This is a genomic window from Burkholderia sp. ABCPW 11, assembly GCF_001523445.1.
Taxonomy (GTDB): domain Bacteria; phylum Pseudomonadota; class Gammaproteobacteria; order Burkholderiales; family Burkholderiaceae; genus Burkholderia.
The window spans coordinates 419,318-441,647 of the sequence record NZ_LOVM01000046.1 but is presented as its reverse complement, the minus strand read 5'-3'; the positions used below and the strand labels follow the sequence as shown (position 1 = coordinate 441,647).

The window sequence follows — 22,330 nt, the reverse complement described above, 5'->3', positions numbered from 1 at the left end:
GACTTGCCCGAGCCCGAGCGGCCGAGCAGGCCGACGATCTCGCCTTCGCGCAGCGACAGGTTCGCGTCGTCGAGCACGAGCAGCTCGCCCTGCGTCTTGTTGAAGCCGCGGTTCACGTGCTCGACGCGCAGGATTTCCTCGCCGAGCCGGGGCGGCTGCAGCGGCTGGGACGTCTTGACGGGGGCGTTGATAACGGTCGAATTTTGCATCGCGCTTACTCTCAATCGAGACGGAGCCGGGATTCCGCATAGGCGTACATCGGACGCCACAGCAGGCGGTTGAACAAGGTAACGAACAGGGACATCACGGCGATGCCGAGGATGATCTTCGGGAAATCGCCGGCGGCGGTCGTTTGCGCGATATACGAGCCAAGACCGTGCGCGACGACCTTCGTGTCGCCCCACTGTACGAACTCGGACACGATGCTCGCGTTCCACGCGCCGCCCGATGCGGTGATCGCGCCCGTCACGTAGTACGGGAAGATGCCCGGCAGGATCGCCTGGCGCCACCACTGCCAGCCGCGGATGCGGAAATTCTTCGTCGCTTCCTTGTAGTCGTTCGGATAGGACATCGCGCCGGCGATCACGTTGAACAGGATGTACCACTGCGTGCCGAGCACGATCAGCGGCGACAGCCAGATATCGGCGTTCAGGTGAAAGCGGACGATCACGATCACGAACACCGGGAACAGCAGGTTCGCCGGAAACGCGGCGAGGAACTGCGCGAGCGGCTGGACCTTCTCGGCCAGCTTCGGGCGCAGCCCGATCAACACGCCGAGCGGCACCCAGATCGCCGACGCGATCGCAATCAGCACCAGCACGCGCAGCAGCGTCACGAGCCCGAGCACGAGCACGTGGCCGACCTCGGCCATCGTCACGCCGGTCGCGACGAAGCTGACGACGCGCCACACGACGTACACCGTCAGCACGATCACGAACGCGCCCCACACGATGTCGCCGATGCGCGACGAACGGCGCGACGATGCGCCGCGCGCACGCGTGCCCTTCAGCGCCGGCAGTCGCAGTGGAATCCGCGCGGCCTGCGACAGCAGCCAGCCGGCGGGCACGAGCAACTGATGGATCAGATGCGTGCGACGCATCATGTCGAGCAGCCAGGATTGCGGCGCATCGCCCGACGCGGTGTTCTCCATCCGGAACTTGTCGGCCCATGCGACCAGCGGGCGGAACAGGAACTGGTCGTAGGCGAGGATCACGACCGACATCGCGACGATCACCCAGCCGACCGCGCCGAGATTCTTGTCCGAGATCGCCTGCGCGAGATACGCGCCGATGCCCGGCAGCGTGATCGTCTGGTTGCCGACGGTGATCGCCTCCGATGCGACGACGAAGAACCAGCCGCCCGACATCGACATCATCATGTTCCAGATCAGGCTCGGCATCGAGAACGGCACTTCGAGCTTCCAGAAGCGCCGCCACGACGTCAGGTGAAATCCGCGCGACACTTCGCTCAAGTCGCGCGGCACCGTGCGCAGCGACTGGTAGAAGCTGAACGTCATGTTCCATGCCTGGCTCGTGAAGATCGCGAAGATCGCGGCCAGCTCCGCACCGAGCACGCGCCCCGGAAACAGCGCGAGAAAGAACGTGACCGTAAACGAGATGTAGCCGAGCACCGGCACCGACTGCAGGATGTCGAGGATCGGGATCAGCACCATGCCCGCGCGGCGGCTTTTCGCGGCGAGCGTGCCGTAGACGAGCATAAACACGAGCGACGCGACCATCGCGGCGAGCATTCGCAGCGTGGTGCGCAATGCGTATTCGGGCAGGCTCGCCGGATCGAGCGAGATCTTCTGCGTCTGCAGCACGCCGATCGGCGCCATCGTCTGGTGAAAACCGACGATCGCCATCGCCAGCACGCAGATGATCAGCGGAAACGCGACGGCATCCCAGCGGTTGGGCAGCACGCGCCACGCCGAGGCGTTCGCGGTGCGGTTCGGATCGAAACTGATATCCATCGGTAGCGTCTTGTGTCGAATTGAAAATCGATGGGTCCGGCCGCGTGCCGCGCGGCCGGGCGGCGCACCCGCGGTGCGAATCAGGACAGCCCGTGCAGCGCCCGGTATGGGATGGCCGACCGCGCGAGCGGCAGCACCGAGCCTGCCTTGACGAAACGGAAACCGGCACCGGGATGAATGCCGACATGGGCGATGCCGCCAGCAACGATCAGAAAAAACGGCGCGAGGCCGAGGGTGCGCATGCGGTGACCGACCGCATCGACTGTGTCCGTTGCCGCGAAGTTCGGCATGAAGGGCTCCGGAGAGGTGATTCGGAGTGGGAGGCTATCGGGCGGTCGTGACGCAAATGTGACGTGTCACTTACAGGACATTGACAGGTCATCCGGCGGGCGTCATGCATCGCGCCGTCGGCCCCGAACACGGAGTCGATCCCGCAACGGTCGGGAATAAATGCGCCGCCTCGCCGGTATCGCATGCGAAGGCGCCGGCTTATTCCAGGGACGATCCGGCCGTCCGGTTTCGTTACACGAATGCGAGGCTTACATGTCTTCATCGACCCCCACCCGCCCGTCGCGCCGCAAGGCCCTGCAGTGCATGGCCTTCGGCGGGCTCGGCACGCTGTTCACGCTGTCGGGCGGCATCCTCACCCCGTTCGACCTCGCGCTCGCGCAGACCGGCGACGCGCGCCCGGCCGACGCGGGCCGACCGCTGTTCGTCCAGATCAGCGATACGCACATCGGTTTCAACAAGGACGCGAATCCCGACGTGTCGGCCACGTTGAAGCAGACGATCGACCTCGTCAACGGGATGCCTGCGCTGCCCGCGCTGACGATCCATACCGGCGACATCACGCACCTCTCGAAGCCGGAAGAATTCGATCACGCGTCGCAGTTGCTGGCCGCGCTGCGCGTGCCGGAACTGCATACGGTGCCCGGCGAACACGACGTCACCGACGGTTCGGGCGCCGAATATTTCGGCCGATTCGGCAAGGCGTCGGACAACCGCGGCTATTACAGCTTCGACCATGCGGGCGTGCACTTCATCGGCCTCGTCAACGTGATGCACTTCAAGCCGAACGGGCTCGGCAGCTTCGGCGACGAGCAGCTCGCGTGGCTCGCACAGGATCTGAAAGGCCGCTCGTCGAGCACGCCGATCGTCGTGTTCTCGCACATGCCGATGTGGACCATCTACGAACCGTGGGGCTGGGGCACCGGCGACGCACCGCAGACGATGGCGCTGCTGCGCCGCTTCGGCTCGGTCACCGTCCTGAACGGACACATCCATCAGATCGTGTCGAAGGTGGAGGGCAATGTGACGTTTCATACCGCCCGCTCGACCGCGTTCCCGCAACCGACGGCCGGCAACGGCCCGGGCCCCGTCCCGCTCACGGTGCCGCACGACCGGCTGCCGTCGATGCTCGGCGTGACGACCGTCGAATTCGCAGGTCACCCGGTCGCGTCGTCGCTGCACGATGCGACGCTCGCGTGATCAAAATAAGGAGAACGACATGATCCGCTTCCAACGCGCTCGAATCGTCGCGATGCTGATCCTGTGCGGCGCGGCCGCCGGCACGCCGCCCGCCGCATTCGCGCAGGGCCCGGGCGGCCCGCTCGTGACGATCCGCAATTTCATGTTTTCGCCGATGTCGACCACGATCAAGGCCGGCACGACGATCACGTGGAAGAATCTCGACGCGGAGCCGCATACCGTCGTCAACGACGCCGGCATCTTTCATTCGAAGGCGCTCGACCAGGACGAGACGTATGCGTTCCGCTTCGACAAGCCGGGCGTCTACAAGGTGTTCTGCGGGATTCATCCGTACATGAAGGAGACGATCACCGTCGAATGACGCGGCCCGCTACGCACCGCGCGGGCGAACCACGGGCGGCAGTCGCCTGCAAAGGCCATCGCCCCTTCGCTCGCCAGGCAGACGGATTCGCTTGCGATTCCTGCATTTTCCGTTCGATCGCTTTTCGTCACGGGCGAGCCTTGCACGCAGGCTCACCGCCCCGCTGCGCGCAGGTCCGGCGCGGTGCCGGCGACGACCGGGCACGACGGCGGCAACGCCTGCCCGAACAACACGGCCAGCCCGCAGGCTGACGTGAACATGCCGAGGCCGTCATGCCCGACACCCGGCACTTCGACGACCTGCTGCGCGAGATCGTCCGGATGCCGCTTCTTCAGGTAATCGAAATAGGCGAGCCCGCGCGCCAACCGGTACGGCCCCTGCGCCATCGCCGCGCACGAGCGATCGATGAAATGCGTGTAGGGATTCGTGTCGGCCTGCCCGAGCAGGTACACGACATGGCGCGCGACGTAGCGCGTCTCGAGATCGCGCACGTCCTGCGACGCAACGTAAGGCGGCGCCGATTTCAACCCGTACTTCCATTCGGTCGCGCGCGGACAAGCGCCGCCTGCAAGCGCGTCGGCATTCGGGCGTTCGTCGTCGAAATACAGGTAGCTCGACGGGTTCGCGACCACGTAGCGCACGGCGACGCCGGCCCGCGCCAGCGCATCGCCTTCGCGCCCGGCTACTGCATAACGCTGCAGCAACTGCGCGCCGGCGGAGTGACCGATCACGACGACCGTGGATAACGACGGGTACAGGCTGCGGTCGGCGAAATGCGCGAGCAGCGCGTCGAGCGCCGCGAACGAGCTGATCGGGCCCGGCTCGCGCGCCGGGTCGCCGCCCTTCCATCCTTCCTGCGTCCACGCGAGCGTCGGTGCGGGCAACGAAAACGCGCGCACGTCGGCGCGTGTCAGGAACTGCGGTGCGACCACCATCGTGCCCGCGCCGAGCGCACCGGCCTTGTCGACGACCTTGCGCCCCGTTGCGTAGTACGCGTCGGCATTGCGCAGCGTGCCGTGAATCACGATGAACACGCGCGTGACGTCGGGCGCGGCCCGGTCGAGCGGATGATCGGCGTAGACGGGCAGCATCGCGCGGCCCTGCGGCGTGTCGACGGTCACCCGTTGGTCGGCGACGGCCTTGACCGGCGCTTCGAGGCGTTCGCGCTGCGTGGGCGTGACGGCTTCGGCCAGCTGTGTGGCGGCCAGCATACCCGCCGCCGCGCAGGCTACCGCAAGCGGCACGGCGGATGAAAACGCTCGGGCTGCCGGCAGCGCACGCGCGGCGCGTCGGATGCGGGCAAAGGCGACGGATATGACGGACATGGCGGCGACTCGAGTGGCGGATATGACTTGAACGGCGATGGTCGCAGAATCCGTCGCGCGCTGCCGGCCCGTTGCGGAAAACGGGTCAGCCGGCCGGTTGCGCACCCGGTTCGACGTCGGCGCACGCTTCGCCCGAGCGGCGCTGCATCTGCTGCACGATGCCGGCCAGTTCGCCGATATGCGTCGGCACAGCCTGCTTGCCGGCGCGCGCCCACGCTTCGAACGACGTCATGCCGCTCACCGCGCCGACGAACGGCACGCCGGCGCGCTCGGCCGCCTGCGCGTCCACTGCGTGGTCGCCGACGTAGACCGCCGCCGCGGCAGGCAGACCCAGCCGCGCCAGTGCCTGCACGAGCCCTTCGGGGTCCGGCTTGTGGCGCTGCACGTCTTCCCCGCCGATCACCACGTCGACCCGCGATTGCAAGCCGTGACGTTCGAGAATCGCGTCGATCCGGTAGCGAAACTTGGACGACACGATCGCGACGGCGATTCCTTGCTCGCGCAACGCCGCAAGCAGCGGCGGCACTTCGGGATAGATGCGGGTGCCGGACACCATGATCTCGTCGGCGCGCGCCACGAAGTGCCGCGCGAACGCATCGGCCCGCGCCGCGCCGGTTTCGCCCGTCAACGAACGGAACATGTCCGGCAGCGGCAGCCCGATCACGGCGCCGATCTGCGCGGGCGTCGGGCCGGCGGCGCCGAGCCGGTCCAGCGCATGCTCGGTGCACGCGACGATCGCGGCGGACGAATCCGCCAGCGTCAGGTCGAAATCGAATATCACGGCCCGAACTGGCATGAAAGACTCCGTAAGCCAAGCACGATGCCACGTATGTTACGCGGGCGGCGACATGAGATCGTCGCCGAGATGGCCAGAAACCGGCACTCCTCCGTCGAAGGCGCCTCCCGCCGTCGATCCGCCCCCGCGATCGCCGCACGCTATCAACCCCATTGCCGACAGTGCTTTCAAACATATCGCAAAATAACGATATGAGATTCGTTCATCGACGATACCCGTTGCCTGATCGACACGCCCAGCCTTTCCATGCCGACCGAACTCGACATCGACGCGATCCTGAAAGCGCTCTCGAACCCCGTGCGCCGGGAGATCCTCGTCTGGCTGAAAACGCCCGGCGAGCATTTTCCGCAACAGACGCTGCCGTACGAACACGGCGTCTGCGCGGGCCAGATCGACGCGCGCTGCGGGCTGTCGCAGTCGACCGTGTCCGCCCACCTCGCCACGCTGCAGCGCGCGGGGCTCGTGACGTCGACGCGGATCGGCCAATGGGCGTTCTTCCAGCGCAACGAGGCCGTCATCGACGCATTTCTCGACGCTCTGCGCCGCGAACTCTAGCCAACGGCCGAACCGGCCATGCGGGGGCGCCGTCGCACACGACGCGGCGGCTTTCCCGCCTTTCGTAAGAGGTTATCTGCCATGCCCACGTTGTTCGATCCCGTTACCCTCGGCGAGCTGACCCTGCCGAACCGCATCGTGATGGCGCCGCTCACCCGCTCCCGTGCGGGCGCGGCGCGCGTGCCGAACGCGCTGATGGCGCGCTACTACGCCGAGCGCGCGTCGGCCGGCCTGATCATTACCGAAGCGACGTCGGTCACGCCGCAAGGCGTCGGCTATGCCGACACGCCCGGCATCTGGTCCGACGAACAGGTCGAAGGCTGGAAGCAGATCACGCAGGCCGTGCACGCGGCCGGCGGGCGCATCGTGCTGCAGCTCTGGCACGTCGGCCGGATCTCCGATCCGATGTTCCTGAACGGCGATCTGCCGGTCGCGCCGAGCGCGATCGCCGCGGGCGGCCACGTGAGCCTCGTGCGTCCGCAGCGCCCGTACGTGACGCCGCGCGCGCTCGAACTCGACGAAATTCCGGGCATCGTCGCCGCGTACCGCAAGGGCGCCGAAAATGCGAAGGCAGCCGGCTTCGACGGCGTGGAGATTCACGGCGCGAACGGCTACCTGCTCGACCAGTTCCTGCAGGACAGCACCAATCGCCGCACCGATGCGTACGGCGGCCCGATCGAGAATCGCGCCCGCCTGCTGCTCGAAGTGGTCGACGCGGCGATCGACGTGTGGGGCGCCGGCCGGGTCGGCGTGCACCTCGCACCGCGCGGCGACGCGCATACCATGGGCGACTCCGATCCGGCGGCAACGTTCGGCTATGTCGCGCGCGAACTCGGCCGCCGCAGGATCGCGTTCATCTTCACGCGCGAATCGTATTCGGGCGACGAGTTGAGCCCGCGCCTGAAGGAGGCGTTCGGCGGCCCGCTGATCGCGAACGAGCAGTTCACGCTCGATACCGCGCAGGCCGCGCTCGCGAACGGCAGCGCCGATGCGATCGCCTGGGGCAAGCTGTTCATCGCGAACCCGGACCTGCCGCGCCGCCTCGAAATCGGTGCGCCGCTCAACACGCCGGTGCCGGAGACGTTCTACGCGGAAGGCGAAACGGGCTACACCGACTACCCGGCGCTGAGCGACGCGGCCTGACGGCAGAACGGTGCGGGTTCAGGCGTGCACGTCGGCGCACATGAACACGCGCCGCGTTTCGTCGAGACCGAGCGCGACGTGGTGCGCGCGAATCGCGCGCAGCGCGTCGTCGAGCGCCGCATCGTCGACGATCCGGAAACCGAGGCGCGCGTAGTAAGGCGCATTCCACGGCGCGTCGCGGAACGTCGACAGCACCACCTGCTCGACGTGCTCCCGCGCCGCGCGCACCATCACCTGTTCGATGAGACGTGCGCCGATCCGCTGTCCGGCATGCGACGGCGCGACGTCCAGTTCCTCCAGATACAGCCGCTGCGCATCGAGCAGCCGGTAGAACGCGAATCCGACGCACGTGCCTTGCGGATCGACCGCGACATACGCGCGACCGTCGTCGATCCGCACAAGCACGGCGGCCGCATCGGTCGGCTCACCGTCGGCGATATCGGCCATGCCGATCGCGCGAAACCGCTGCGCGGCGGCGACTTCCACGGCGGCCATCGCGGCCGCGTCTTCCCGCGTGGCGGGACGAATCAGGATCGATGCAGGCATGACGGCGATTCAGGCAGACAGTCTGGAACGGCCGTCACTATAATCGAAACTTCAGACGTTTCGAACGCCTACCCAGGAGGCTTGCCATGACGTTGTCCGCCCTCGCCGTCTTCGCCTTCGCGTTGCTCGTCACCGCCGGCACGCCCGGCCCGAGCGTTGCCGCGCTCGTTGCACGCGTGCTGACGAACGGCGTGCGCGACGTGCTGCCGTTCCTCGCCGCGATGTGGCTCGGCGAAGCGCTGTGGCTCACGCTCGCGGTCGCGGGGCTGTCCGCGTTCGTGCGCACGTTCGCGACGGGCCTGATCGTGCTCAAGCTGCTCGGCGTCGCGTACCTGCTGTTCCTTGCGTGGAAAATGTGGACCGCGCCCACGTCGGCGGGCACGGACGAGCTGCCGACCGGCCAGTCGCCGTGGCGCATGTTCGTGGCCGGTATGCTGGTCACGCTCGGCAACCCGAAGATCATGCTGTTCTATCTTGCACTGCTGCCGACGATCGTCGATCTGACGCATGTCGGTGTCGTCGCGTGGGCCGAGCTCGTCGGCACGATGTTCGCCATCCTGATTCTCGCCGACTGCTTCTGGTCGCTGCTCGCTTCGCGTGCGCGTGCGTTGCTCACGTCGGCACGCGCAAAGCGGATCGCGAACCGCACGAGCGCGACCGCGATGGCCGGCGCGGCGGTGGCGATCGCGACGCGGTAAGCCGCCGTCGGGCGCGCAGCGCGGTTCCCTTCTTCGTCGCCTCGGGAATCGACATGAAAACCTGGCTATCGGCTGTCCTGCTCTGCCTGTGCGCCACGGTTGCGCACGCGGCCGGTGTCGAGTTCGTCCGGATCCCCGCCGATGCAACCGGCCCCGAGTTGCGTGCGAAGCAGATCCGTGCTGGCGACCTGCCGAAGGCGCCGCTGACGCACGATCCGCGCATCAAGGCCTACGTGCTCGCCGATCCGTTCGACATGTTTCCGACCGTCGACATGCTGAAGGACGTGCATGCGCCGATCCAGCTGTGGGCGTCCGTGGGCGTCCGCATCGGGCGGCGGCGGTGTCGAGCCGCAAACGGTCTCCGAAGTGGCTGCCCTGCTGCCGCAACGGCCAGAATTCCACGTCGTGCCGCATTCCGCCCATTTCGCGTTTCTGTCGCCGTGTTCCGAAGGGCTCGCACGCAGCGCACCCGAGATCTGCACCGACGCAAAGGGATTCGATCGCGCCACATTCCACGAAACGCTCGACGCCAAGGCACTCGCGTTCTTCAACGCGAATCTTCGCTAACTAGCAGCGAAACGCCTTGCGCCAGCCGCCCTGCCCAGGCGCGCGATCGTTGCATTCGATCAGCGCACGCACCAGCGCCCAGTCGCCGTCGTCGCAGAAATCGAGCAGCACCGCGCCGTACGGGCCGCGCTGCTCGCGCAAGCGCTCGGCCAGTCGCGCATGAATCCCCTGCACCCGGCCATCGCCGAATGCGACTACCGACGGATTCGCCCCCATCCCCGTTCCGCTGCAGAAACTGAGCGCCCAGCGGCCGCTGTCCGGCAGCGGCAGGTGCGTCAGCAGCGCGTCGATCGCGCGCCACTTCCATGCGATCGACGCTGCCACCGGTACGCGATATTCGTCCTGGATCACGAATGCGCCGTCCGGATGATCGATCGTAAACGTCGCGTTGTCGGACCACGCGGTCAAGTCGATACCGAGCGGCCGGCCGCTGCGAAAGCGCCGCAACAGCACGACCGCGCCGCGCACGTCGCCGAGCGTCGGCAGCGTGCCGCCGGCATGCCAGCGCAGCCGCGGATGCCGCGCGCGATGCGCGTCGAACGTCGCATCGAAACCGCGCGTGCACGCATGCGCCGGCCACTCGTCCTTCACCGACATCACGATGCATTCGCGAGGATGCGCATCGAGAAAGCGCGTACAGGTTGCCAGCACGTCGTCGAACGTCATGCCGAGCGCGATGCCGCCGTGATGGATGTCGAACGCGTCGCGCACGTGCCGGCAGCGGATGTCGAGCAGCCGCACGCCATGCGCGAGCTGCGCGTCGAGCGGCGCACGCTGCGTGCGCACCAGCGGATCGTCGACCGTATACGCACAGGTGTCATGGCTGCCCGGTAGGGTCAGCGTATGCAGCAGCCGCGCGTCGTCGAGCGCCGACATCCAGTCGGCAGGCGGCATGCACGTATCGTGGCGCGAAGGAATCATGAATCGATGAATGACAAGGAAAGAAAACCGTGGGTGACGGCGTCGGATGTCGCGGCGCGGGCCGGCGTGTCGCGCTCCGCGGTGTCGCGCGCGTTCTCGCCGACGGCAAGCATCGCACCTCAAACGCGCGAACGGGTGATGGTCGCCGCGCGTGCGCTGGGCTACCAGGTCAACCTGATCGCGCGCGACATGATCACGCAGCGCAGCAGCATGATCGGCGTCGTGACGGCCGGGTTCGAGAACCCGTTCCGCGCGCGGCTGCTGTCGGACCTGATGGCCGCGCTCGGGCAGCGCGCGCTCACGCCGCTCGTGACCAATGCGGAAGATCCGCGCCAGGTCCGGCAATCGCTCGAACAACTGCTCCGCTACCGGATCGCGGGCCTCGTGATGACGTCCGCATCGCCGCCGCTGTCGGTCGCGCAGCAGTATCTCGAACACCGGATTCCGGTCGTGATGATCAACCGCGAAGCGAATCTGCCGGGCGCGGACGTGATCGTCAGCGACAACGCAGCGGGCGCCGTCCACGCCGCGCAACGGCTCGTGCGGGCCGGCGCGCGCCGGCTCGCGTTCGTCGGGCCGCGCAGCGCGAGCTACAGCGCGCGATCGCGCGCCGCGGCGTTCGAACAGGCGATCGGGCAACGCGACGCGTTCGACGCGACGCTCGTACGCGTGCTCGACACGCCGTCCGACACCCACGCCAGCGGCATCGACGCCGCGCGGCAACTGTTCGCGGCCGGCGAGCGGCCCGACGGCGTGTTCTGCTCGTCCGACCTGCTCGCGCTCGGCGTGATCGACGTCGCGCGCCGCGAATTCGGCTTGCGCGTGCCGGACGACCTTCGCGTGATCGGCTTCGACGACATCCCCGCCGCCGCATACGATGCGTATGGGCTGACGACGCTGCGGCAGGACACGCACGGCCTCGCGCACGCGGCGATCGACCTGCTCGCCGACCGGATCCAGACGTTCGACGGCCCGTCGCGCACGTGCGTCGTACCGGTCACGCAGGTGGTGCGGGACAGTTGCGCGTGACGGCGCGGGACCGGGCGCGGCCACGCCGCGCGTCACTTCAACCCGCCCGCGAACCCGCGCAACAGGTAGCGCTGCACGTAGCCGGCCACGGCGAGCGTGGGCAGCGACGCCATCAGCCCCGCGCTCATCAGGTCGCCCCAGTCGATGCCGTTCTCCGTCACGTAGCCGGCAATCGCGAGCGGCAGCGTGAAGCGGCTCGGCGTCGACACGAACAGCAGCGCGATCAGGAATTCGTTCCAGGCCGCGATGAACACGAAGATCGCGGTCGCGATCAGCCCCGGCGCGCACAGCGGCAATACGATCTGCACAAGCCGCCGGGCGAGCCCCGCGCCATCGATGCACGCCGCTTCCTCGTATTCGACCGGAACGTCGCGCACGAACGCGAGCAGCATCCAGATCGCCATCGGCAACGCGTAGATCTGGTACGCGAGCGTCAGGCCGAGCGTCGAATCGAGCAGGTGCAGCCGCTTCGCGAGCGCGAACAGCGGCACCGCGATCGTGATCGGCGGCATCAGCTTCAACGCCAGCACGAGCACCAGGAACAGCAGGTCGAGCCGCGCCGGAAATCGCAGCCGCACGAGTGCATACGCGGCCGGAAACGCGAGCGCCAGCGCGAGCAGCGTCGTGCCGAAGCCGACCAGCAGCGAATTGGCGAGCGGCGCGCCGACGCCGTTGGACCACACCGACGCAAAATGCTCGACGGTCGGCGCGGCCGGCCAGATCCGCAACGGATGATCGAGGCGTTCGAGGGTCGGCATGAAGGCCGCGCCGGCCATCCACAGGCACGGCAGCAGCAACAGCGCGAGTGCGACGATGCGCAGCGCCCACGGCACCGCGTGACCGAATACGGCGCCCGTCCGTGCGCACGAGATGCCCGCCGATTGTGTCGTCATGCGCGCCGCTTGCGAACCGTCTGCCATACGTACCCCGAGACCAGCAGCGCGGACGCCGCGAGCATCAGCACCGACGCGGCACTCGCCGGACCGACATTGAAGAAGCGGAAGCCCGTGTCGTAGATATAGGTCGACAGCGTCTGCGTCGCATTGCCGGGGCCGCCGCCCGTCAGTGCATAGACCTTGTCGAACAGCTTGAACGTGTCGATCGAGCGCAGCAGCAGCGCAAGGCCGATCTGCGGCGCCGCGAGCGGCAGCGTGATGTCGCGCAGGCACTGCCACTCGCTCGCGCCGTCGGTGCGTGCGGCTTCGTACAGTTCCTGCGGAATCGACTGCAGCCCGGCCAGTACGATCAGGAACGCCATCGGCGTCCACTGCCACACGTCGACGAGTGCGAGCGACCACAGCGCAAGGTGCGGATCGGACAGCCAGCGCACGCCGTCGATGCCGAACGCCGCGAGCAGCGCGTTGAGGAAACCGTCGAAGTTCAGCCAGTTGCGCCAGATCGCCGAGCACACGAGCGTGGACAGCATCATCGGCAGGATCGCGAGCGGCAGCGCGATGCGCCGCCCCGGAAACGCACGCACGAACAGCAGTGCGAGACCGAAACCGAGCACGACTTCGGCGAGCGACGCGACGAGCGTGAAGCGCAGCGTATTGCCGAAGCCTGCCGTAAACGCATCGTCGCCGAGCACCGCGCGATAGTTCGCGAGCCCCGCGAACGCGCGGCGGCCGGCCGAGTAATCGACCCGGCAGAACGAGTCGATCAGCACCTGCGCGACCGGATACAGCGCAAGCGCGGCGAGCACCAGCAGCGCCGGCCCGAGCAGCGCGACGAACGGCAGGCCGCGGCCGAACGCTTTCATGCGGAACGCCCGGCCAGCGGATCGACGGGCGCGCTCACTTGCCGGCCGCGACCGTCGCCTGCGCGATCTTCTGCTGCGCCTGGCGCAGCGCGGCATCGGGCGCTGCCTGCCCCGTCAACGCGAGCTGCAACTGATCGCCGAGAATGCTCTCGACCTGCTGCCAGTCCTTCACGCGCGGCCGTGCGCGGCCAGCCTCGAGCGCCTTCAGTTGATCGGGATACCAGCGGTACTGGCGCACCAGCGCCGGATCGTTGAAGACGCTGCGGCGAGTCGGCGGAATGCCGATGCCGGCGAGGCGCGTCTGCGTATCGCGCGCGCTCAGGTAAGCGAGGAAGTCCTGCGCGAGCTTCGCGTGCGGTGCGTCCTTCGGAATGCCCATCTGCCAGATGCCGAGCATCGGTGCCGGGCCTGCGGTCTGCCCCGGCGGCGGCTGCAGCGCGATCTGCCCGACCACGCGCGACTGCTTCGGATCGTCGAGCGCCGGCACCCACGCCGGCCATACCTCGATCGACTGCGCGGCCGTGCCGCGCTGCAATGCATCGCGCACTTCGGCCGCGCCGTACACGTCGACGTCCTTCGGCGCGAACGCCTTCAGCGCGAGGAACGTCTTCAGTGCAGCCTGCGCTTCGCGCGAATCGATCGTCACGTTGCCGGCATGGTCGAACACGTCGCCGCCGTACGCCCACAGGATCGGCAGGAACCCCGTGACGACCGGGTTGCCTTTCGTGCCGCGGAACACGACGCCCGACACGCTCTTGTCCGCGCCACCGACGGTCTGCGCGATCTTCAGCACGTCGTCCCAGTTGCGCGGCGGCTGCAGCTTGTACTTCGCGAGCAGATCCTTGCGGTACGCGAACATCTCGACGTTGCCGACGATCGGCAGCGCGTACAGCGCACCGGCCGCATTGCGGCCGAGCGCGACGGCGGACGGCACGAGATCGGCGTCCGCAAGCGACGCGGGCAGCGGCTTCAGCCAGCCGTTGCCGATGAATTCGGGCGCCCACGTGTCGTCCATCATCACGAGATCGTAAGCGCCCGTGCCTTCGCGCATCGACAGCTTGAGCTTCTGGTACAGGTTCGCGTTCGGCAGCTTGAGCAGTTCGATCTCGGTGCCCGGATGCAGCTTGTTGAAGCCGGCGACGGCGTCGGTCAGCCCTTTGCCGTAGATGTCGTCGCGGCCCGCGATGACGAGATCGGCGGCCACGGCGTGCATGGCGGCGAAGGACAGCGCAAGGGCGACGGACAGCGCGCGCAGGCGGCTCGGCAAGGTCATGGGGTCTCTCTCGTTCGGCGTGGTGGCGGGACGGCCAGGCGTTGCACACGTGTGCAACGCGGGAGACGCGGCTGGCCGCCTGATGCGAACGCCATTGTTCACGCCGATCGTTAAGAATTTATGGCACGCGTCGAATGCCGGTGCGCGGCATTTGCCGTCGTACCGCTCGCGCCGGCCGTATCGATCGTGCCGTGACGCGACGACGGCCCGGAGGTCAGCCAGGCACGCCATGCGCGCCCGGCCGCCTCATGCCCGCAGTAGCAGCCGTCAGAAGTTCACGCGAATCCCGGCCAGCACCGCCAGTTGCCGGCTCGAATTGCTGTTCGCGAGCACCGGAATCTGCGCATAGTTCGCCGCGTTGCCGTTCGCGTCGGTGCCGAGCCCCGTGCCGCTCGCGATCTGCCCGATCGCGACCGCATACAGCGCCGTGCGCTTCGACAGGCTGTAGTTCGTGCCGAGGTTGATCTGGTGGAACCGCGTCGTACCGCGCCCGTCCGTATGCGCGGCGTTGAAGATGTACGCGACGCCGCCTTGCAGCGCCGGCGTGAACATGTACGTGACGTTCAGCTCGCCGACGTCGAACGTGAACGCCTGCGTGCGCGGCTGTGCGGCGGTCGAGAAATAGCGGCTGTCGCCCAGGCGCGTATGCGTGTAGGTCAGCGCGACCGTCGCCGCGCCGAACGTGAGCGATCCGCCCGCGCCGAACGCGCGCATCGAGCCGGCATCCTGCAGCAGGCAATACATCGCGCCCGGGTTGCTGCACGCGAAATCGCCGATATAGCCGCTCGCGCCGCCGAGCGCCGCGTCGAGCGGCTGATGCAGGTCGAGATAGCCGACCGAGAACGCCACCGGCGCACGGGTGTACGTCGCGGCCACCGCATAGCCGCGCTTCGCGGAAAAATCGCCGGCCTGCCCACCGAAGCTGAACGTGCCGCCGAACGTGAGCCCGTTGAAATCGGCGCTGGTGAATTTCACCGCGTTGTTGAAGTTGAAGGCGGCATTCAGGTTGTCGACGTCGCCGAGATGCGAGCCGTACGGCGTCGCCCAGTTGTTGCTCGACACGTACGCGCCGAGCATGTCGGTGTACGAGTCGTATTGCCGGCCGAGGCCGAGCGTGCCGATCCCGTCCTGGCGCAGCCCGACCCATGCCTGCCGGCTGAATGCGGTGCCACCCTGCAGCGCCTGCCCGCTCGCCGACAGGAACTGCTGCTCGAGCGTAAATACCGCATCGAGGCCGCCGCCGAGCGGCTCGGCGCCCTGGAAGCCGAAGCGGGACGGCACGAGGTTGCCGCCGCCCATCTGCCACGCATGGCCGCCGCCCGTGCTGCCGTCGGCGCGCGTGAACTGCTGGTTGGTCGAATAGATGATGCCGGTGTCCACGGTGCCGTACAGCGTCACGCTCCCCGAGGTCTGCGCATGCGCGTGCACGCAACCCAGCATGACCGCGGCTGCGGCCAGTCTTTGTCCGTTCTTCATGTCCCGCCCCTCCATGTTCATCGATTTGCACTGCGAACCGATGGTGTTGTCGATATGGGTGGCAGGACTTTATCCAGCGAAAATTCCGGACCCCTATCCCAAATCAGCAAACGGTGACGAGGACGGACGACGCACGACGGCGCCGTCGCGGCAGGAGGACGTCATTCGGGCCGCAAGGTTTGCGACGGCAATTCGCCGAACAGGTCGCGATACTCGCGCGCGAAATAGCCGAGATGCGTGAAGCCCCAGCTCGCGGCGGCTTCGCCGACGCCGAGCTGCTGCACCGGCGTCGTGCGCAGCAGGCGACGCACCGCGTTCAGCCGGATCGTGCGCAGGTAGCCGACCGGCGTGACGTCCGCCACGCGCTGAAAGCTCGTTTGCAGCGTGCGGCGGCTGCAGCGCAGCGCGCGGCACAGTTCGAGCACGGTGACGGGTTCTTCGGGCCGCTCGCGCAGATGCTTCTCGCAGCGGCTCACGATATCGCTGTAGGTGGCGTGCGTGATGTCGCGGCGCTCGACGCCGATGCCCTGTTCGAGTGCATCGAGAAACATGCCGAGCATCGCGTCGCGAAACATCTTGCGGGTGGCCGCATATTCGAGGCAGCCCGGGTTGCGCTGGGCATCGTCGATCAGCGCCGACAACCGCATGCCGAGCGCGACGCCCTGCGCATCGGACAGCCGCGTCACGTGCCGCAGCCTGCGCGCAGCAGCCGCACCGAATTCGGCTTCGCACAGCTCGTCGACCATGTCGGACGCCGCGCTGATCCCGACGAGCCCCATCCCTTCCGGCGTGTGGAATTCGAAATCCTCGCCGGCGCGCAGCGCGAGCAGCGCATAGCCGTCGACCGGCTGCCCCTGGAACGTACCCGCGAGCGGCACGGACAGCGGCACCGCGAGCGACGTGCGCCCGAGCGGCGCGAGCCCCGTTTGCGCGACACGCCGGTTGGTCGTCTCGCGGAAGAAGTGGAAATCGTCGTACAGCACCTGCGTGACGGTGCCCTTGAAGCGGCCCGGCGTCATCTGACGATAGACCTGATGCCAGCCCGCGATCGCGAGCCCGTGATCGTGCACGTCTTCGTGTGAGCGTGACTGGAACAGCATCGGCGTCTCCGGTAAAACCCTGGGGGTGCTGGACGCGGCCGCCGGGTTCGCGCGGCACGCATCGCCATAGCTTACCCTCGCAAAATCCTGCGTAGTACGGTTTCGAACGCAAGACAGGCCGCCGACAGCGCCGCGGCCTGCTCGTCGATCAGCCTGACATAGCGGCGAAACGACGGCATCCGGTTCACGACCTCGCTGCCGCCGAACGGCGCGATCGCGAGCGTCCAGCGGCCGTCGCGCGCGTCGATCGCGCAGTCGGTCAGGTGCAGCGGCCGCAGCGCGTCGGCCAGCGCCGGCTCGGCGATCAATGCGGCCAGCGTGTCGACGAAGCGCGGGTCGCATCCGGGCGCGGGCGCCGCCTCGATGCCGGTTCGACGCAGCCAGCCGGTCTGCCGCACGCGCGCGCTGCCCCGCGCGGCCGGGCCGTCGGCGGCCGCCGTCACCTTCACGCCGACCGTATGCATCAGGAACTGGCGCTCGACGCGCTCGTCGATGCTCACGCGCACGCCGTTCGACAGCCGCGCCGTGACACCACCGACGCCGCCAACACCGCCGCCGGCATCGCGCACGGCCCGCAGATCGGCGAGCACGCGCGCGGCGATCGCGCCAGAGCTGTGACCGGGCGGCGGCGCATCGGCCGCCGCGCGCCATCGGGCGAGTACGGCCTTCACGGCGCGACGTGCTCGTTGCGCAGCACGTCCTCGACCGGCACCGGCTTGAACGGATGCCGGCGCTGCACGACGAGCGTCCAGAACAGCGCGTACAGCGCGGTGAGCCCCAGCATCGCGCCGAACGGCACGTAGATGTCGCGCGGGTTCATCCCGGGCGGCGTGATGTACCAGATCGCAAGCACGATACCGACGCTCGACACGATCTGCGGCAGCGGGAACAGCGGCGAACGGTACGGCCGCGGCAGGTCCGGGCGGCGGATACGCAGCATCACGACCGATGCGGTGACGAGCAGGTACGCGGTGCCCCACGCGCAGGTCGCGGCAAGCACGAGATGCAGGATGCTGTCGAGATTGCCGTTGATCAGCCACGCATGGAAGATCGGCACGACCGCCGACGCGACGATGCCGACCACCGGCGTCTTGAAACGCGGATGCAGGTACGCGAAGCAGCGCGGCAGCGCGCCGTCGATCGCCATCCCGTACAGAATGCGCGGCAGCCCGGCCATCAGCGTGTTGATCGTCGCGGCGCCCGCGCACAGGAACGCGATGCCGAACCACACGCGGCCGAATGGCCCGAGCACCTGCAGCGCGAAAGCGGGAATCGCGCCCGGCGTGTCGAGCAGGTGCGTGAGGCCGTCGGGGCTCACCGGCACGTTCGCGACCTGGCGGCGGATCGCCGCGCCGTACAGGAACATGCAGATCGCGACGCCGACGAGGCCAAGCGCCATCGCGCGCGGGATCGTGCGGCCCGGCGCCTTCATTTCCGGCGCGAGCGGCGTGACGAACTCGCAGCCGACGAACATGAACATCGCCATCCCGACCAGCGACAGCACGGCCGGGATCGACGTGCCGACGGCCGAGCCGCCGAACCAGCCGTCGAGATGCACGGCCGGCGCGGCCGCAAGCCCGAGGATCCCGAAGATCATCAGCGACAGCCACATGCCTGCCGTCAGCACGATCTCGAGCTTGCTGAATACCTTGATGCCGACGATGTTGGTGATCGCGAACGTGACCACGAGGCCGACGCCGACGAGCCATGAACTGTTGTGCTTCTCGAACGCGGCGTTCAGCGACTCGAAGTTCACGAGCGCCATGATGCCGCTCAGGATCGTCTCCGCCGTGCCGGCGAACACGTGCACGAGGAAATACGCGGAAATCGTGCCGGTGATCGCCCAGAAGCGGCCCAGCCCGCACGACAGGTAATCGTAAACCGAGCCGGCCGTCGGCAGCATCGCGGCGGCTTCGGAGAACGTGGTCGCCTGCGCCTGCATCATCACGAACGCAACGATCATCGCGACCGCGAACGCCCAGCCGCCCATCCCGAAGCCCGACGTCGCGGTGAGGATCACCGGGCTCGCCATGATGAGGCCGACGGCGCTCGCCAGCGCGGTCGGGAAACCGACCGCACCGGCCTTCAATGCGGCGCCGCCGCCCGCTTCAGCCGGCAAGCCGGCGGACGTATCGCCCGCGGCGCCGGTCATTCCCGACCATCCCGACATCGTTGTCTCCTTCGTTGGTTGGCCCGAGCCGGCGCTTCATCGGCGGCCGGGGCCGGATGCTCTGCGGTCGGCCCCGGGCGGTGCTTCAGCCCGACGAGACCCGGGGCCCTTGTCGATCACGGCGTGATCCGATGTCGAAAAAATACGCAGGCAAAATAATCCGGTCATAGCGCAAATCGGCAAACCCGCGATGGCGTTTACCCTCCGCCGCGGGTTTGCCTTCATGCGGTCACGCCGTCATGCGAACGGTACGGCCTCGAAGCCGGCCGCGAGCGCATCGACGATCCGGTCGAGCTGTTCGCGCTGGATCACGAGCGGCGGCGACAGGATGATCTTCGTGCCGACCGGACGCACCAGCACGCCGTTCTCGCGCGCGACTTCCGCGACCGCGTTCGCATAGCCCGACAACGGATCGATCGGCTCGCGCGTGTCCTTGTTCGCGACGAGATCGAGTGCGAGCATCAGCCCCTTGCCGCGCGCCTCGCCGACTGCCGCGAAGCGCTCCGCGAACGGCTGCAGCGCTTCGAGCAGGTACGCGCCCTGCTTCGCCGCGTTCGCCGGCAGGTCTTCCTTCACGACGATGTCGAGGCTCGCGATCGCGGCCGCGCATGCAACCGGGTGGCCGGCGTACGTGTAACCGTGCATGATCGCCCCGCCGAAATCGGCATTCGCGGCGAACGCATCCTCGATCCGCGCGTTCACGACCGTCGCGCCGAGCGGCACGTAGCCCGACGAAATCCCCTTCGCGAGACACATGATGTCCGGGCGCACCCCCCAGCCGCGGCTGCCGAACAGGCTGCCGCTGCGGCCAAAGCCCGTCACGACTTCGTCGGCGATCAGCAGCACGCCGTAGCGGTCGCACACCTCGCGCACCAGCGGCCAGTAATTGGCCGGCGGCACGATCACGCCGCCCGCGCCCTGGATCGGCTCCGCGATGAACGCGGCGACGGTGTCCGGGCTCTGGAACTGGATCTCGCGCTCGAGCATTTCCGCGCAGATCCGGCCGAGTTCGTCCGGGTCCTGCGTGAACGGGTTGCGGTACGGCCACGGCGTCTCGACGTGGAAGCAGCCGGGCAGGTTCGGTTCGTAGTTGCGGCGGAACACCGTGTTGCCGTTCACCGACGCGCCGCCGAAATGCGTGCCGTGATAGCCCTGCTTCAGCGAGATGAACTTCGTGCGATCGGCCTGACCGCGCACCTTCCAGTACTGGCGGGCGATCTTCAGCGCGGTCTCGATCGAATCGGAGCCGCCCGAGCTGTACAGCACGCGGCGCATCCCTTCCGGTTCGAGCATGTCGATCAGCTTCTTCGACAGCTCCTCGGCGCGCGGATGCGAAATACCGTCGAACAGCTGGAAGTATTCGAGTTCGTCGAGCTGACGCACGATCGCGTCCTTCACTTCCTGGCGGTTGTGGCCGACGTTCACGTTCCACAGGCCCGCGACGCCGTCGACGAGCTTGCGCCCCTCCTCGTCGAACACGTAGCAGCCGTCGCCGCGCACGATACGGATCGGCTTGCGCTGTTTCATTTCGTTCGGGTGCAGCATCGGATGCCAGAATTTCGCTTCGTTGTAGCTCATTGCAGTCTCCATGGTCGGATCGGTTGAATCGGTTCGTTCGGATTCGTTCGGGTTCGAGCGCCGCGCGTCAGTGCGCGATGCAGACGGATTTGGTTTCGGTGAAGCCTTCGATCGCGTACTGGCCGAATTCGCGGCCGATGCCCGATTGCTTGTAGCCGCCGAACGGCATCGACGGATCGAGCGGGATATGGCAGTTCACCCACACGGTGCCGGCCTCGATCTGCGGCACCAGGTTCATCACGCGTTTCAGGTCGTTGCTCCAGATGCTCGCGGCGAGGCCGTACGGCGACGCATTCGCGAGGCGCACCGCGTCGGCCGCGTCGTCGAACGGCACGACGACGATCACCGGGCCGAATACCTCGTCGCGCACGATCGCGCTGTCCGGATGCGGATCGGCAATCACGGCCGGCTTCACGTAATAGCCGGGCAGATCGTCGGCCGGCGTGCCGCCCGCGAGGAACGTGAGGCCCGCGCGGCGCGCGCCTTCGATGTGCTCGACGACCTTGTCGCGATGGTGCGCGGAGACCAGCGGGTTGATCTGCGCGGTGGTGTCGAGGCCCGCGCCGAGCTTCATCGACTGCGCGACGCCCGCGAGGCCCTCCGCGAGCGGCGCGAACTTGCTGCGATGCACGTAGATGCGCGACGCTGCCGCGCATACCTGCCCCTGGTTGAAGAACGCGCCGGCGGCCACGCCGTCGAGCGCCTGCGCGACGTCGACGTCGTCGAGCATCACGATCGGGTTCTTGCCGCCGAGTTCGAGCGAGAAGCGCGTCATGTTCTGCACGGCCGCCGCGCCGACCAGCTTGCCGGTCGCGGTCGACCCCGTGAACGAGATCTTCGCGATCGACGGATGGCTCGCGAGCGCCGCACCGCAGACGCGTCCACCCGTGACCACGTTGAACACACCGGGCGGCACGCCGGCGTCGAGCGCGAGTTCGGCCAGGCGCAGCGCGGTGAGCGGCGTTTCCGGCGACGGCTTCAGCATGATCGTGCAGCCGGCCGCGAGCGCGGGAATCAGCTTCCACACCGCGATCATCAGCGGAAAATTCCACGGCACGATCGCGGCGACCACACCCACGGGCTCCTTGCGCGTATAGGCCGTATAGCGTGCGCCGGGCGGGAACGGGATCGACACGTCGAGCGTCTGGCCGGTGATCTTGGTCGCCCAGCCGGCCATGTAGCGCACGTATTCGACGCTCGCGCCGACCTCGATCGCGCGCGACACGTGAATCGACTTGCCCTGGTTCAGCGTTTCGAGTTGCGCGAGCGTTTCGGCGTCGGCTTCGATCAGGTCCGCGAGTTTCAGCAGGATGCGTTCGCGGTCGGCCGGCCGCAGCCCGCTCCAGACGCGCGCGTCGAATGCGTGTTTCGCGCTCGCGACCGCGCGGTCGACGTCGTGTGCGTCCGCATCGGCGACGGTCGCGAGCCGCTCGCCCGTGGCCGGGTCGTACACGTCGAGCCGCGCGGCCGCGTGTGCGGGCTGCATTGCACCGTCGATGAAGAGGCCGAAATCGCGCGCGACGAAGGTGCGCACGGTGTCGCTGACGGCGACGAAGTTCGTGTTGCTCATGGG

General features: G+C 67.9%; 24 protein-coding genes. 7 read left to right on the top strand and 17 right to left on the bottom strand.

Going from position 1 to position 22,330, the window contains the following annotated elements; genetic code table 11:
- The 3 genes from WS61_RS20210 to WS61_RS20200 all read right to left on the bottom strand — a co-directional run.
- Positions 1–209: ATP-binding cassette domain-containing protein (locus WS61_RS20210; protein ID WP_157692759.1), on the bottom strand; the 209-nt coding region annotated here is incomplete at its 3' end.
- 11 nt (positions 210–220) lie between these two features.
- The gene (locus tag WS61_RS20205) at positions 221–1,972 is read right to left on the bottom strand and encodes an ABC transporter permease subunit (RefSeq protein WP_059502737.1); all 1,752 of its coding nucleotides are present in this window, start codon (positions 1,970–1,972) and stop codon (positions 221–223) included.
- A gap of 80 nt (positions 1,973–2,052) precedes the next feature.
- A complete protein-coding gene (locus tag WS61_RS20200) occupies positions 2,053–2,262 on the bottom strand; it encodes a hypothetical protein (RefSeq protein WP_059502735.1) in 210 nt (69 codons plus the stop codon).
- A 253-nt stretch (positions 2,263–2,515) separates the two neighbouring features.
- Between WS61_RS20200 and WS61_RS20195 the strand changes: the two genes are divergently transcribed.
- Both WS61_RS20195 and WS61_RS20190 read left to right on the top strand, forming a co-directional pair.
- Positions 2,516–3,460 (top strand): metallophosphoesterase, encoded by a 945-nt coding sequence (locus WS61_RS20195; protein ID WP_059502733.1) that lies wholly within the window; start codon positions 2,516–2,518, stop codon positions 3,458–3,460.
- 19 nt (positions 3,461–3,479) lie between these two features.
- Positions 3,480–3,821, top strand: coding sequence for a cupredoxin family copper-binding protein (locus WS61_RS20190; RefSeq protein ID WP_059502820.1), 342 nt, complete (start codon positions 3,480–3,482; stop codon positions 3,819–3,821).
- Between the two features lie 152 nt (positions 3,822–3,973).
- Here the strand turns inward: WS61_RS20190 and WS61_RS20185 are convergent, their stop codons facing one another.
- On the bottom strand, positions 3,974–5,146 hold the full coding sequence (locus WS61_RS20185; protein ID WP_059502731.1) for a hypothetical protein: 1,173 nt from the start codon (positions 5,144–5,146) through the stop codon (positions 3,974–3,976).
- An 85-nt stretch (positions 5,147–5,231) separates the two neighbouring features.
- Complete coding sequence (locus tag WS61_RS20180) at positions 5,232–5,942, bottom strand: HAD family hydrolase (protein WP_059502730.1); 711 nt, start codon at positions 5,940–5,942, stop codon at positions 5,232–5,234.
- A gap of 246 nt (positions 5,943–6,188) precedes the next feature.
- On the opposite strand from WS61_RS20180, the gene WS61_RS20175 reads away from it, so the two are divergent.
- Together WS61_RS20175 and WS61_RS20170 are read left to right on the top strand one after the other, a co-directional pair.
- Positions 6,189–6,497, top strand: a complete 309-nt coding sequence (locus WS61_RS20175) for a helix-turn-helix transcriptional regulator (protein WP_011547377.1) — start codon at positions 6,189–6,191, stop codon at positions 6,495–6,497.
- Positions 6,498–6,578: 81 nt separating this feature from the next.
- Positions 6,579–7,640 carry an alkene reductase gene (locus WS61_RS20170; RefSeq protein WP_059502729.1) on the top strand — a complete coding sequence of 354 codons (1,062 nt, stop codon included), beginning with the start codon at positions 6,579–6,581 and terminating at the stop codon, positions 7,638–7,640.
- 18 nt (positions 7,641–7,658) lie between these two features.
- On the opposite strand, the gene WS61_RS20165 is transcribed toward WS61_RS20170, so the two are convergent.
- A complete protein-coding gene (locus WS61_RS20165) occupies positions 7,659–8,186 on the bottom strand; it encodes a GNAT family N-acetyltransferase (protein ID WP_059502728.1) in 528 nt (175 codons plus the stop codon).
- An 86-nt stretch (positions 8,187–8,272) separates the two neighbouring features.
- Here WS61_RS20165 and WS61_RS20160 point away from each other — a divergent pair, with 86 nt between their 5' ends.
- Positions 8,273–8,884 carry a LysE family translocator gene (locus WS61_RS20160; protein ID WP_059502726.1) on the top strand — a complete coding sequence of 204 codons (612 nt, stop codon included), beginning with the start codon at positions 8,273–8,275 and terminating at the stop codon, positions 8,882–8,884.
- Between the two features lie 65 nt (positions 8,885–8,949).
- Here WS61_RS20160 and WS61_RS35715 read toward each other — a convergent pair whose 3' ends face one another.
- Entirely contained in the window at positions 8,950–9,174 is a 225-nt protein-coding gene (locus WS61_RS35715; RefSeq protein ID WP_257127304.1) for a hypothetical protein, read from the bottom strand.
- On the opposite strand from WS61_RS35715, the gene WS61_RS35710 reads away from it, so the two are divergent.
- The gene (locus WS61_RS35710) at positions 9,173–9,451 is read left to right on the top strand and encodes a hypothetical protein (RefSeq protein WP_257127303.1); all 279 of its coding nucleotides are present in this window, start codon (positions 9,173–9,175) and stop codon (positions 9,449–9,451) included. The two genes, WS61_RS35715 and WS61_RS35710, sit on opposite strands and share 2 nt — an antisense overlap.
- Here WS61_RS35710 and WS61_RS20150 read toward each other — a convergent pair whose 3' ends face one another.
- Complete coding sequence (locus WS61_RS20150; protein WP_157692758.1) at positions 9,452–10,372, bottom strand: phosphatidylinositol-specific phospholipase C; 921 nt, start codon at positions 10,370–10,372, stop codon at positions 9,452–9,454.
- A gap of 6 nt (positions 10,373–10,378) precedes the next feature.
- Between WS61_RS20150 and WS61_RS20145 the strand changes: the two genes are divergently transcribed.
- Positions 10,379–11,401 (top strand): LacI family DNA-binding transcriptional regulator, encoded by a 1,023-nt coding sequence (locus WS61_RS20145; protein WP_059502724.1) that lies wholly within the window; start codon positions 10,379–10,381, stop codon positions 11,399–11,401.
- Between the two features lie 32 nt (positions 11,402–11,433).
- Here WS61_RS20145 and WS61_RS20140 read toward each other — a convergent pair whose 3' ends face one another.
- The 9 genes from WS61_RS20140 to WS61_RS20100 all read right to left on the bottom strand — a co-directional run bounded on the left by WS61_RS20140 (position 11,434) and on the right by WS61_RS20100 (position 22,327).
- Entirely contained in the window at positions 11,434–12,294 is an 861-nt protein-coding gene (locus WS61_RS20140) for a carbohydrate ABC transporter permease (RefSeq protein ID WP_059502722.1), read from the bottom strand.
- Positions 12,291–13,160: a carbohydrate ABC transporter permease gene (locus WS61_RS20135; protein ID WP_059502720.1), complete on the bottom strand. Its 870-nt coding sequence runs from the start codon at positions 13,158–13,160 to the stop codon at positions 12,291–12,293. Before WS61_RS20135 ends, WS61_RS20140 begins: the two co-directional genes overlap by 4 nt.
- A 34-nt stretch (positions 13,161–13,194) precedes the next feature.
- Positions 13,195–14,433, bottom strand: coding sequence for an ABC transporter substrate-binding protein (locus tag WS61_RS20130; protein WP_059502718.1), 1,239 nt, complete (start codon positions 14,431–14,433; stop codon positions 13,195–13,197).
- 267 nt (positions 14,434–14,700) lie between these two features.
- Positions 14,701–15,909 (bottom strand): porin, encoded by a 1,209-nt coding sequence (locus WS61_RS20125; protein ID WP_059502716.1) that lies wholly within the window; start codon positions 15,907–15,909, stop codon positions 14,701–14,703.
- Between the two features lie 161 nt (positions 15,910–16,070).
- Complete coding sequence (locus WS61_RS20120) at positions 16,071–17,009, bottom strand: helix-turn-helix domain-containing protein (RefSeq protein ID WP_034204494.1); 939 nt, start codon at positions 17,007–17,009, stop codon at positions 16,071–16,073.
- Between the two features lie 71 nt (positions 17,010–17,080).
- Complete coding sequence (locus WS61_RS20115; protein WP_059502714.1) at positions 17,081–17,680, bottom strand: DUF3156 family protein; 600 nt, start codon at positions 17,678–17,680, stop codon at positions 17,081–17,083.
- A complete protein-coding gene (locus tag WS61_RS20110) occupies positions 17,677–19,179 on the bottom strand; it encodes an APC family permease (RefSeq protein ID WP_059502712.1) in 1,503 nt (500 codons plus the stop codon). Before WS61_RS20110 ends, WS61_RS20115 begins: the two co-directional genes overlap by 4 nt.
- A 237-nt stretch (positions 19,180–19,416) precedes the next feature.
- Entirely contained in the window at positions 19,417–20,757 is a 1,341-nt protein-coding gene (locus WS61_RS20105; RefSeq protein ID WP_059502710.1) for an aspartate aminotransferase family protein, read from the bottom strand.
- A 67-nt stretch (positions 20,758–20,824) separates the two neighbouring features.
- On the bottom strand, positions 20,825–22,327 hold the full coding sequence (locus WS61_RS20100) for an aldehyde dehydrogenase family protein (RefSeq protein WP_059502708.1): 1,503 nt from the start codon (positions 22,325–22,327) through the stop codon (positions 20,825–20,827).
- Between the last annotated feature and the right edge of the window lie 3 nt (positions 22,328–22,330).